At 30.7% G+C, this 11,459-nt stretch carries 12 protein-coding genes; 10 read left to right on the top strand and 2 right to left on the bottom strand.

Annotation, left to right across the window (positions count from 1 at the left end):
• Positions 1–255: transposase (locus tag V5787_RS08705; protein WP_336892854.1), on the bottom strand; the 255-nt coding region annotated here is incomplete at its 3' end.
• 185 nt (positions 256–440) lie between these two features.
• On the opposite strand from V5787_RS08705, the gene V5787_RS08710 reads away from it, so the two are divergent.
• Genes V5787_RS08710 through V5787_RS08725 form a run of 4 tightly spaced genes read left to right on the top strand, consistent with a single transcriptional unit; the run spans position 441 to position 3,976 of the window.
• Positions 441–1,190, top strand: coding sequence for a lysophospholipid acyltransferase family protein (locus V5787_RS08710; protein ID WP_336892855.1), 750 nt, complete (start codon positions 441–443; stop codon positions 1,188–1,190).
• A gap of 47 nt (positions 1,191–1,237) precedes the next feature.
• Complete coding sequence (locus V5787_RS08715; RefSeq protein WP_336892856.1) at positions 1,238–1,879, top strand: hemolysin III family protein; 642 nt, start codon at positions 1,238–1,240, stop codon at positions 1,877–1,879.
• Positions 1,880–1,917: 38 nt separating this feature from the next.
• Positions 1,918–2,658, top strand: coding sequence for a LytTR family DNA-binding domain-containing protein (locus V5787_RS08720; protein WP_336892857.1), 741 nt, complete (start codon positions 1,918–1,920; stop codon positions 2,656–2,658).
• Positions 2,651–3,976: a histidine kinase gene (locus tag V5787_RS08725; protein ID WP_336892858.1), complete on the top strand. Its 1,326-nt coding sequence runs from the start codon at positions 2,651–2,653 to the stop codon at positions 3,974–3,976. The genes V5787_RS08720 and V5787_RS08725 overlap by 8 nt, the downstream gene beginning before the upstream one ends.
• A gap of 223 nt (positions 3,977–4,199) precedes the next feature.
• On the opposite strand, the gene V5787_RS08730 is transcribed toward V5787_RS08725, so the two are convergent.
• A complete protein-coding gene (locus V5787_RS08730; protein ID WP_336892859.1) occupies positions 4,200–4,682 on the bottom strand; it encodes a CYTH domain-containing protein in 483 nt (160 codons plus the stop codon).
• 141 nt (positions 4,683–4,823) lie between these two features.
• Here V5787_RS08730 and V5787_RS08735 point away from each other — a divergent pair, with 141 nt between their 5' ends.
• From V5787_RS08735 to V5787_RS08760, 6 genes are all read left to right on the top strand, one after another.
• Positions 4,824–7,160: a two-component regulator propeller domain-containing protein gene (locus V5787_RS08735; RefSeq protein ID WP_336892860.1), complete on the top strand. Its 2,337-nt coding sequence runs from the start codon at positions 4,824–4,826 to the stop codon at positions 7,158–7,160.
• The gene (gene recO, locus V5787_RS08740) at positions 7,160–7,879 is read left to right on the top strand and encodes a DNA repair protein RecO (protein ID WP_336892861.1); all 720 of its coding nucleotides are present in this window, start codon (positions 7,160–7,162) and stop codon (positions 7,877–7,879) included. Before V5787_RS08735 ends, recO begins: the two co-directional genes overlap by 1 nt.
• Positions 7,876–10,371 (top strand): TonB-dependent receptor, encoded by a 2,496-nt coding sequence (locus tag V5787_RS08745; protein WP_336892862.1) that lies wholly within the window; start codon positions 7,876–7,878, stop codon positions 10,369–10,371. The genes recO and V5787_RS08745 overlap by 4 nt, the downstream gene beginning before the upstream one ends.
• A gap of 81 nt (positions 10,372–10,452) precedes the next feature.
• The gene (rnpA, locus tag V5787_RS08750; protein ID WP_336892863.1) at positions 10,453–10,845 is read left to right on the top strand and encodes a ribonuclease P protein component; all 393 of its coding nucleotides are present in this window, start codon (positions 10,453–10,455) and stop codon (positions 10,843–10,845) included.
• 105 nt (positions 10,846–10,950) lie between these two features.
• Positions 10,951–11,106, top strand: a complete 156-nt coding sequence (locus V5787_RS08755; RefSeq protein ID WP_336892864.1) for a hypothetical protein — start codon at positions 10,951–10,953, stop codon at positions 11,104–11,106.
• An 86-nt stretch (positions 11,107–11,192) separates the two neighbouring features.
• Positions 11,193–11,459, top strand: a 267-nt coding sequence (locus V5787_RS08760; protein WP_336892865.1) for a helix-turn-helix domain-containing protein, incomplete at its 3' end; no start/stop codon positions are given.

The raw sequence follows: 11,459 nt of genomic DNA on the forward strand, positions 1-11,459 counted from the left end.
TATTGTCATTCCACAGAAATAGCTGAATGACAAACTATCGTTAAGTCTATCTTCTACTTCGTAATCGCTTAAACCATACCAACTTTGCAAAAGACACATTTTAAAAAGCAACAAACCATCATAGCAAGGCTTACCAACGGCACTTTTACCCATGGAATAGTCCTTGTCAATTATTTTTGAAATGCGATCCCAATCGATAAGAACATTTATTTGACTAAAAAATGCAGCTTTTATCTTTCTTCTGAGTGTTTTCATGCAACTGCTTATAATAAGATTCAATAGAGCAAATCAATTGTGTTTATTGATGTTTCTTATTGTTTGAGAATTATTGGTAGAAAAAAAACACTCTGGAAAATCCGGTTGATAGATAAAAATCTAAATATTTGTTAGAATTTGTTTCTTAGGATTGGGGTTCTAAAGAATTGCATTAAATTTGGTCGATGATAGAGTTTTTTAGAAATATTCTTCGTTTGCTATGGAAAATTTGGTTTTATATTCTTTTTACAGGGTTGGTGTTTTTGTTTGCTCCGATTTTGTTGATTGTTACTTTAAGAGAATCATGGTATTCCTTTTTTTTTAAGATCCTTAAAATTTGGGCCAAATCGATACTTTTTTGTACTGGGTTTTATGTAAAAAAAGCGTTTGAGCAAAAAACAGAAAAAGGAAAAAGTTATATGTTTATCGCAAATCACACATCTATATTAGATGTTTTATTAATGCTTTCGATAATTAAAAATCCATTTGTTTTTGTCGGGAAACAAGAATTGGCTAAAGTACCCATTTTCGGTTTTTTTTATAAGCGTACTTGTATACTTGTTGATCGGTCAAATCTAAAAAGTAAACAAATGGTATATAAAGCGGCTCAAAAAAAGATTTCAGCTGGATTCAGTATTTGTATTTTTCCTGAAGGCATGGTGACAGATGACATGTCTATAGTTTTGTCTGATTTTAAAAATGGAGCATTCAGATTGGCTATAGAGCATAATATGCCGATTGTTCCATTGGTTTTTTACGATTGCAAAAAACGGTTTCCCTATATTTTTTTTAGAGGTATGCCTGGGCTTTTGAGAGTTAAAATAAACTCATTTATTAGCACGTCTGATTTGTGCTTATCAGATGTTTCTATGCTTAATAATCAGTGTTTTGAGCTGATTCTATCCGATTTAAGGAGTCTAGAAGAAACTATTTAGAGTTCATGCTTTCCTTTGTCCTATAAAAGTAATTTACAATTTTTTCTATGAAATACGAAGTCACATATTATTCTAAACTAGAAGAGAAACTAAATATATATTCCCATGGTTTTGGACTATTGCTTAGTTTAATTGCTTTTCCTTTTTTAATTATAAAAGCTTGTCAGTCTAACAACTCTATAGTTATTCTAAGTTTTGTGATTTATGGTGTTAGTATGATTGTTTTATACACAGCATCCACACTTTTTCATAGTGCAGAGAATAGGAAGTACAGGTACTATTTAAATATTTTTGATCATTCAGCTATATATATTCTTATAGCCGGAACCTATACTCCTGTGGCGTTAGTTGTGCTGCAAGGAACTTTAGGTTGGATTGTTTTTTGGGGAACTTGGGGAATTGCATTATTTGGCGTTTTATATAAAATTTTCTTTATTGGGAAATTCCAAATTGTTTCTACCCTAACTTATATCGTTATGGGTTGGATGATTCTATTTGCTATTAATACCTTATTTGATAAATTTACAGTTAGTGGACTTTGGTTATTGGCTATTGGAGGTGTTTTATATTCAATTGGAGCTCTATTTTTTGCGATAAATAAGATTCCCTTCAACCATGCTATTTTCCATGTTTTTGTTCTATTAGGCAGTTTATTTCACTTTATTGCCCTCTATACTTATGTTCTTTGAAAATATCCGTATTTTCGTATTTATAAAAGTCGAAAATAATGTTGAAAATATTAATTATTGATGATGAAATAGACGCTTTAGAAGTGTTAGAGTGGAAGCTGAAAACATACGTTTCAGATATAGAAATTACTATTTGTTCTAGTCCTAAAAAAGCTTTAGAGAGTATTGAGGTTATTAGTCCAGATCTCGTTTTCTTAGATGTTCATATGCCTGAGATGACCGGATTTCGGTTTTTAGAGAAATTATCGACCAGAAATTTTGAGTTGATTTTTACGACTGCTTTTGACGAATTTGCTCTTCAGGCTTTTAAGGAAGACGCGATTGCTTATTTGTTAAAACCGATTGATAAAACCGAGTTAATATTGACTGTTGATAAAGCGCGAAAAAAATTGAATAGAGAGAATTTAGCATTAAAAATAGATACATTGTTATATTCTATGAAACCTTCGTTGCCAAAAATTAATATTTATGCAGATGGAAAAATATACTTACTTGATGCAATTGATGTTATAATGTTACAATCAGATAAAAGCTATACCACTATTTATTTGGTGTCCAACAAAAAAATTATAGTGTCTAAAACCCTTAAAGAGGTTGAGAAGAAATTTAAATTAAGTTCATTTTATAGAGTCCATAATTCATATTTGGTAAACTTAGACCATGTAAAAGAATATATAAAAAGAGACGGCGGTGATTTGATTCTAACTAATGGGTTAACAGCAAGTGTTAGTAGAAAGAAAAAAAATGAACTAATAGAAAAACTTAAACTTAATGTTTGAGGATATAATCGCTGAGTTTTTTTCTTGGACTCGTGGTGGTTTGTTGCTTTTGTTCCTACTAAATTTTGGTTTGTATATTCAGAATAAGAGAAAATTATTTTTGAATTATAGTCTTTATTTATTATTTATATTTTTATGTTTTCTTAAGCCCTTGATGCCTGTTGCTTGGAGTGGTTTTTATGATGTTTTTGAGCATTCATTGTTTTTTTTGTCTTTTGTTTTTTATGTTGAATTTGTAAGGATTTTGTTATCAAGTAAATATACCATTCCTAAATGGGACCGGTATTTGGTAATTGAAAAATATACACTTCTGTTTCTTTCATGTAGTTTGCCTTTCGTTTATTTTTTAGTAGAGCCCAAAACAGTAAAAATATATATTTTGTTTTCTTCTAACATAATAACTGTATTCTCTGTCTGGACTTATTTTGTTATTTTTAAAATAAAGGGACGTAATGTGTTTTATTTTATTTCTGGTTCAGCAACATTTTTAGTATTAGGGAATATTGGAACTTATGTGAAAGTTATATTTCGTAATGATATAGATTCATTAGGTTTTGAACCAACGATATTTACTTATTTAGGGGTCATCTTTGAGGCTTTAATATTCACAAATATAATAGGGAATATGTTTAAGGAAATCAGGGAAAAAAAGGTCAATCTAAAAATCCAATTTGCCTTAAAACAAAAGGAAGCGGCTGAGTTAAAGATGACAGCTTTACGAAGTCAAATGAATCCACACTTTTTGTTTAATTCACTGAATTCGATTAATAATTTCGTGTTAAAAAGTGAAAAAGAAAAAGCTTCTGACTATATCACGGATTTTTCAAAGTTGATTAGGCTTACGCTTAAAAATTCAGAAAGATCAGAAATATCAATGTTTGAAGAGATTGAGGTTTTAGAAACTTATATCGGCTTAGAAAAAACAAGATTATCTGGCGGGTTTGTTTTTATAAAAGAGATTGATAATCGTCTAGATTTGCATAATATATTTGTTCCTCCATTGTTTTTACAACCCTATATAGAAAATTCTATCTGGCATGGATTGGCAGGGAAAGAAGGTGAAAAGCGTATTAAATTAGAAATTCAGTTAGATGAAGATAGAGTTGTAATATGTATTGAGGATAATGGAATTGGTATTAATGATGAGATGATAGCAAAAAATAGAAAATCATCAAAACGAAAATTTTTCGGGTCTTATGCCACAGAGAAAAGAATTAAATTAATGTATAATTCGGATTACGTTGATATTTTTACACAAAATATATCAGATAATTGCGAAACAGGGACTAGAGTTACAGTAAAATTTCCAGTAAGATAGTTATTGTTCCAATTTGCTTAAAAAAGAATTATTTTATGGAAAAAGCAAAATTGTTGCTAAAAATCGCGAGGATATTCTATCGTAATTACTTAAAGATAATACAGTTATCTTTTTTGAGTTTTTTTTGACAATTTAGAATTTAAAGGTATCTTAGATGTTGATAATTTATAAATCTTAGGGGTAGGGTTTATTTATTACCGAGGCTCATATTAATTTGTGAGCTTTAATTGTTTTTACTCCATTTTGAAAATGGAAGGGTGCTTAAACTAGAGTTGTAATATTTAATATCACCAGTAACTTCAGCCCCAATCCACTCAGGTTTGTTGAATTTTTGATTTTCATTACTTAGTTCGATTTCGGCAATTATTAAACCTTTGTTTGAACCTTCAAAAATATCTACTTCAAATACAAGGTTATTGTTTTTGACAAGGTATCTAAATTTTTCAATCGGCTCTTGTTCGGTTAATAATAGAAGAGACTCTGCTTCTTGGACGGAAATTTCTTTTTCCCACTCAAAACGTGTTGTGCCACTTTTATTGCTAATTCCTTTGACTGTAATATATCCTTGATGGTCTAAAACTCTTATTCTGACAGTTCTATCTTTATTAGAATTTAAAAATCCTTGTTTTATAAATTGTTTTTTATGACTATTTAATATAAATGTATTATTTGTAACAAGAAATTTTCGTTCGATTTCAATGGACATTATTTATGAATTTAAGAAGTCTATTGGGTAAATATATATAAAATCAGTTAGTTAATATTATATTTGACAAAACTACCCAGCTACTGTCAATAAAGAGTCTAGAGGTAGGTTGTAATTTAAAATGATATACATTTAGAGATTATGAAATGTCTTTTAAAAATATTGGTGTTTCTTTTTGCGTTGAATATATATGCTCAGGTAGACTATAGTTCTAAATGGAATGATTTTTATTCTTATACTAATATTGTAGATTTTGTTGAGGAATCAAATATTATCTATGCAATTACGGAGAATGCTGTGTTTACATTTGATACCCAGTCCGGAGAGGTGCAGAAAATTTCTTCTGTTAATGGACTGTCTGGAAATCAAACATCTTCAATCTATTATCATAAAACATTACAGTTGTTGATTGTTGGCTATGAAGATGGTTTGTTAGAAATAATTGATAAAGACGGAGAAGTGAAAATAGTTGTTGATATTCGATTGTCTGAGATTTCGACAGAAACACAAATCAATTCCATTTATGGTTTTGAAAATAAAATATACCTAGCCTTAGGTTTCGGGATTGTTGTATATGATTTAATAAATTTTCAGTTTGATGATACTTATTTTATTGGTCAAAATTCTACAGAGGTAAAAATATTAGAAATTTTGGTTTTTGATGATGATATTTTTGCATCAACCGATGATGGGGTTTATATAGCGTCAATGACAGATAATTTAGCGGATTCTAACAATTGGGTTAAAAATTTTTCAGGTGATTTTTTGTCAATTATGAGTTTTCAAAATCAAGTCATAACCACTGAAGGAAATAATATTTATAAAATACTTAATAATTCAATTTTAGAATTAAAAGCGAGTCTTCCAAATAGTGTCGTGTCAATTTCTTCTTATGAGGAGACTTTTGCCGCAATAACTTCCAATCAGGCATTTCTCTACGATTCTAATTTCGATTTGAAAGTAAGTAGCAATTCTACCACAACGGATTTAAATTCTATTGAGATAGATAACCAGAGTTTTTATTTAGGCTCTGATGAGTTTGGTGTTTTAACTAGTGAATTTATTGAACCTAATAATTTTGAAAAAATTTACCCTGATGGGCCTATCTCTAATGAATTGTTTTCTATTACAGTTTCTAATGGTAATTTATGGACTGCTTATGGAGGAATCAATACTGGGTTTGCTCCATTAGGTTATTCCAAAGGGATAAGTCATTTTAATGGAGAGAAATGGATTAATATTGCTTTTGGAGTAGAAAACGTAGGGGTTAGTGTATCGAGAGACCTTTTATATGTAACAGTTGATCCTGAAAACAAAGAAAAAATTTATGTGAGTTCTTACGCTCAAAAATATGGTGATGTAGATAGTCATGATGGAGGAGGTATTTTAGTTATAGAAAATGATATGTTTTATGATTTTTGGAATGCTGTTAATACAAATTTGGGAACAAATAGTGGTTTGAAAAATTATACGAGTGAAACAAGTGGGTATACTACGACAAGAATTTATGGAACATCGTTTGACGATATAGGAAATTTATGGGTAATCAATTCTTTTGTGACAGATGGTTCAGGGGCATTGAAAAAAAAATCTATTAATGGGGTTTGGTCTGATCATCATTTGTCAATAGATGACAGTGAATTTACGGTGTTAAAAATTGATGGATTTGGAAATATCTGGATGGGTTCAAGAAATATTGGAATGTCTGTTTATAATGAAAAAGATAATAAAAAGACTTTATTAACCTCCGATTATGATGGACTACCAAATGATAATGTAAGGGCGATAGCTATTGGTATGGATAATAATATTTGGGTTGGAACCCTGCAGGGATTAGTTTTGTTTTCTGATGTAGAAAATGTGTTTTCGGGTAGTTTCCAGTCTGCAGAACCTGTGATTATCGACAGCGATGATGGTGCTTCAATATTATTAGATGGCATGCAGATTAATGATATTAAAGTTGATGGAGCTGGAAACCTGTGGTTTGCAACTGCAACAGGAGGTGTGCTTCAAACGAATTCTACAGGGAAAACGACACTTAACCGATTTAATACTGATAATTCACCTTTACCAACAAATAATGTATTGTCAATTGGGATAGATCATTCTTCTGGAAGAGTGTATTTTGGGACTTTTGACGGGATTGTAGCTTTTGATGCGGGGGTGCTTAGTTATGGAGAAGATTTATCAGAAGTTTATGCATATCCTAATCCTTCGTTAAAAAATAATGATCAAATTAATATTGTTGGTAAGAATTCTAATTTGCCCGAAGATACAAATATCAAAATATTGGATGTTGCTGGGAATTTAGTTTTTGAATCTAATGCTTCAGAAAATCAATCTTCATATGGAGGTCGTTTTGTTTGGGATAAAAGAAATTTAGCGGGTAGAAAAGTAGCTTCGGGTATTTATATAGTTTTATTGTTTAATGTAGAAGGTAAGCAAACGTCATCTACAAAAATTGCAATTATCAATTAATGCAAATACAAACCAAAGCCATTGTTTTGTCTTCTTTGAAATATGGAGACTCTAGTTTAATTGTTAAGTGTTATACACAACAATTGGGTATTAGAAGTTATTTGCTCCGTTCAATTTTGAAATCTAAAAAAGGAGGTTTAAAGCCCGCTTATTTTCAGCCCTTAACACAACTAGAATTTATTGCTAGTCATTCGAATAAAGGAGCGTTAGGTTCAATAAAAGAAGCGAGAATTGTTTATGCATACGAAAGTTTATATACTAATTTTGTAAAACAAGCCATAGTTTTTTTTATAGCAGAGATGTTGGTAATATCGGTTCAGGAGGAGGAGGAAAATAAGGATTTGTATCTGTATCTTGAGGCTTCGCTAAAATGGCTTGATCTTCATAAGCATGTTTCTAATTTTCATTTTGTTTTTTTGTTAAATCTAACTAAGTATTTAGGGTTTTATCCGGATCTAACAAGACTAAATAGCGTTTCGTTTAATTTAAATGAAGGTGTATTTACGAATGCTGCGTTTTTGGGACCGAGTTTGCAAGGTGAAGATTTGTTGTTGTTTAAAAGTATTTTGGGTATAAAGTTTGATGTAGCACATAAACTGATGCTTAATGTTAACTCAAGACAAAGATTGTTAGAAATAATAATTGAATATTATAAATTACACTTAGTGAGTTTTAGAAATCCCAAATCAATAGAAGTGCTTAAAAATTTATTTAATTGACGAGAAGATTCATTGTATATTTGATTTTTATACTTGGAGTATTTCAATTGAATTCTCAAGAGATTTCAATTATAGGGAGTGACTCCTCGTTGCCTGTTAGTGGTGTTTTGGTTTCTAACAGAGATAAATCCGTTGTAGTTTATTCTGATCTTAATGGGCAGGTAGATGTATCCGTGTTTTCAGGAGAAAAGCATGTTTTTTTATACCATTATTTATATGCTAAGGAAAAAATGTCTTTTTTAGAGATAAAAAAGGATCAGTTTGTGGTGATGAATAGATTGACAGAGACATTAAATGAAGTTGTTGTGTCTGTCACAAGAAGTAAACAAAAGAAAAATAGGATTGCCGAACATATTGAGGTGATTAACTTTAGAGATATAAAAAAGATTTCGCCACAGTCATCAGCAGATTTATTAGCGAAAACACCGAGCATTAAGGTTCAAAAATCACAATCTGGAGGAGGGAGCCCTGTTTTAAGAGGTATGGAGGCGAATAGAGTATTACTTGTGGTTGATGGAGTGCGTATGAATAATGCAATATATCGCAAAGGGCATTTACAGAATGGAATCACGGTTTCTCCCTCAATTTTAGACAGGGTAGAAGTGTTTTTTGGTCCTTCTGCTGTGGTTTATGGTTCAGATGCTTTGGGGGGGGTTATTCATTACTATACAAAATCATTAAAAACTTCTGAATTTAATGAGGTTAATTCGTCAGTTTTTTCAAGATATAGCTCTGTTAATAATGAGTTTACTAGTAGCTTGGATATAGAATTGAGTTTTAAGAAATGGACCTCGTATACAAGCGTTTCTTATAGTAAGTTTGGAGACCTTAGAATGGGAAGCAATAGAAAACATGGCTATAAAGACTGGGGAAAGGTTTTTAAATATTCCGACAACTCAGTAACAAATTCTAATTCGAAAAGTGTTGTTAATACAGATCCTAATCTTCAGAAAAACACTGGGTTTTCTCAAGTTGATGTATTGCAAAAAATATTTATTCCTGTTTCTAATGAAATGGACCTTATGTTTAATCTTCAGTATTCTGAATCTTCAGACATTCCAAGGTTTGATAGATTGACAGAAGAAACAAGTGATGGGGAGTTGAAATTTGCTGAGTGGTCTTATGGACCACAAAAAAGATTTATGATTTCTAGTCAGTTATTGTTGACGGAAATAAACAAATATATTGATAATGGAACTATAACTTTGGCATATCAAGATATTCATGAATCTAGAATTCAGAGAAAATTTTCAGCGATAGACAAAAGAGATTATCGTAAAGAAAATGTTGATGTCTTTAGTTTAAATGGCGATTTTTCTGTAGGACTTACCTCTAGAAATAATAGGACTCTGTCTTATGGTTTCGAATTGGTTTATAATTCTGTTCAAAGTAATTCTTATGGGGACTCTTTGTATATTAATCCAGAAACAAATCAAATCACGGGAGTTTTAGGCAAGTATGCTGTTCAATCAAGGTATCCAGACGGAGGTTCAGATTATTTTACTCAGGCGATTTACACAGAATATCGTCAAGATTTAAATACTAAGAACACCTTAAATACCGGGCTTCGTTTTACAAGTACCCAATTAAATGCTAAATGGATTAATCAATCGTTTATAACCTTACCTGACTCAGATATTTCTTTAAATAATTCTGCATTAACGGCTACGATAGGGCATGTGTACAGACCAGCTACAAACATAAAATTTAGTGCTGTGTTATCTTCAGGTTTTAGGTCTCCAAATGTTGATGATGTAGGGAAAATTAGAGAAAAAGGTGGAAATGTAACTGTTCCGAATGTAACCTTAAGACCTGAGTTCGCTTATAATTCTGAAATAGGTGTATCTCAGTATTTTAATAATAAATTATTTAGTGTTGGTGCCAATGTGTATTATACCTTGTTGAATAATTATATTATTAGAGCTCCTTTTGATAGGGATACCCAACAAGAGGGTGATACTGAGATTTTGTATGATGGAGAGATAGCAGCAGTATATGCTAATGTAAATAGAGATAAAGCTTATATAGCAGGGGGATCTTTTTACTTTAAAGGAGATATAACGGAACACTGGTCTACTAGAGGAAGCATAACTTATACACAGGGTAAAACATATGACACGAATGAATATATGTCCTCTATCCCTCCTGTTTTCGGAAATTTAGGTTTAACATATAGTATAGAAAATTTTGATTTTGGTGTTGAATATGAATTTAGTGGAGCAAAATTACCCGAAAAATATAATATATTTGAGGGTATTGACAATATAGAACAAACTCCTGTAATTGATGAAAACGCAGATTTAGAGGTTGATATGTATGCAGGTACTCCTAGTTGGGAACTTGTTAATTTTTCTGTTTTTTATGAAGTAAATAAGAATTTGGAACTGCAATTTAGAACCACAAACATTTTTGATATCCACTACAAAGAGTTTGCTTCAGGAATTAGTGCTCCTGGGAGAAATTTTTCTGGTTCAGTAAGATATTTGTTCTAAAATAATTACTTTGATATTCTTGTTTAAAGAGTTTTATTTTCTCCTCTCTACATTTCAACTATTATTTCTATTTTTGCCTGAATGAAATTCACTTACGGAAAAAAGGAAAAGTTAAAAAGCAAAAAAGCAATTGAACAATTGTTTGTTGAAGGAATCTCTGTGTCTTCTTACCCTTTACGAATGGTGTTTTTGAAAAAAGAACACAATGCGTTATTCCCACTTAAATTAGGTGTTTCAGTGCCAAAAAGAAAAGTAAATAAAGCAGTAGATAGAAACCGAATAAAAAGGGTTCTAAGAGAGATTTATCGATTAAATAAATATGATTTTTCAAATGGATTGGAAGATCAATATATTGTAATGTTACTTTTTTTGGATGGAAAAGAATGGGATCAAGAACGATTAATGATTAAAATGAAGAAACTAGCGTTAAAATTTCATGATAAAATTGATTATTTAAAAACAATCCCTTCCTAAACGCATATAAAAAAGTAAAAAATAGAGAATGAATTTAAAGTATGTACATTCCTGAAATAGGTTGACTAAAAATCAAACACTTTTAGTATACATCCATTTGGAACCATGAAAAGACAATGGGGATTTGACCACATTATGACAAAGAAATCCATTAAAAGAGCCTCTGCTGATGTTGGATTTATTTTTATAGCATACAACCTAAAAAGAATTACAAACACGATAGGTATCGAAAAATTAATAGGTCTAATACCAGCTACCTAAAATCTAAAAGTTGCCGTTTATTAGTTGAATCTAAGACCTCCATTCAATAACTTAACGCAACAAATCTAAATTTATAGATTTGTAAAATGGCAGTAAAAAAACATAGACGACTTACCCGTAAAGAAAGAGTACAAATTGAGACTCTTTTAGATGAAAAAAAATCAGAATCCTACATTGCTAAAACTCTAAATAGAGCGCGTTCAACAATTAGCAGAGAAGTTAATAAATGGGTTGAAAAAAAGACAGATAAATACGATGCAGACCTAGCACATTGGTTTGTGAAACAAGATTATTTAAACAAAAGAAACCTTGATAAAATAAGTACCTATTCTTTACTGAAGTTTTTTGTCTAT

Source organism: Flavicella sp., from assembly GCF_037132785.1.
Lineage (GTDB): Bacteria > Bacteroidota > Bacteroidia > Flavobacteriales > Flavobacteriaceae > Flavicella.

Excerpts from the sequence above, each read along its gene's own strand:
- rnpA (WP_336892863.1), top strand. The coding sequence starts at position 10,453 with ATGAAATTCACTTACGGAAAAAAGGAAAAGTTAAAAAGCAAAAAAGCA.
- V5787_RS08755 (WP_336892864.1), top strand. The coding sequence starts at position 10,951 with ATGAAAAGACAATGGGGATTTGACCACATTATGACAAAGAAATCCATT.
- V5787_RS08715 (WP_336892856.1), top strand. The coding sequence starts at position 1,238 with ATGAAATACGAAGTCACATATTATTCTAAACTAGAAGAGAAACTAAAT.
- V5787_RS08735 (WP_336892860.1), top strand. The coding sequence starts at position 4,824 with ATGAAATGTCTTTTAAAAATATTGGTGTTTCTTTTTGCGTTGAATATA.
- V5787_RS08730 (WP_336892859.1), bottom strand. The coding sequence starts at position 4,682 with ATGTCCATTGAAATCGAACGAAAATTTCTTGTTACAAATAATACATTT.
- V5787_RS08725 (WP_336892858.1), top strand. The coding sequence starts at position 2,651 with ATGTTTGAGGATATAATCGCTGAGTTTTTTTCTTGGACTCGTGGTGGT.
- recO (WP_336892861.1), top strand. The coding sequence starts at position 7,160 with ATGCAAATACAAACCAAAGCCATTGTTTTGTCTTCTTTGAAATATGGA.
- V5787_RS08720 (WP_336892857.1), top strand. The coding sequence starts at position 1,918 with ATGTTGAAAATATTAATTATTGATGATGAAATAGACGCTTTAGAAGTG.
- V5787_RS08710 (WP_336892855.1), top strand. The coding sequence starts at position 441 with ATGATAGAGTTTTTTAGAAATATTCTTCGTTTGCTATGGAAAATTTGG.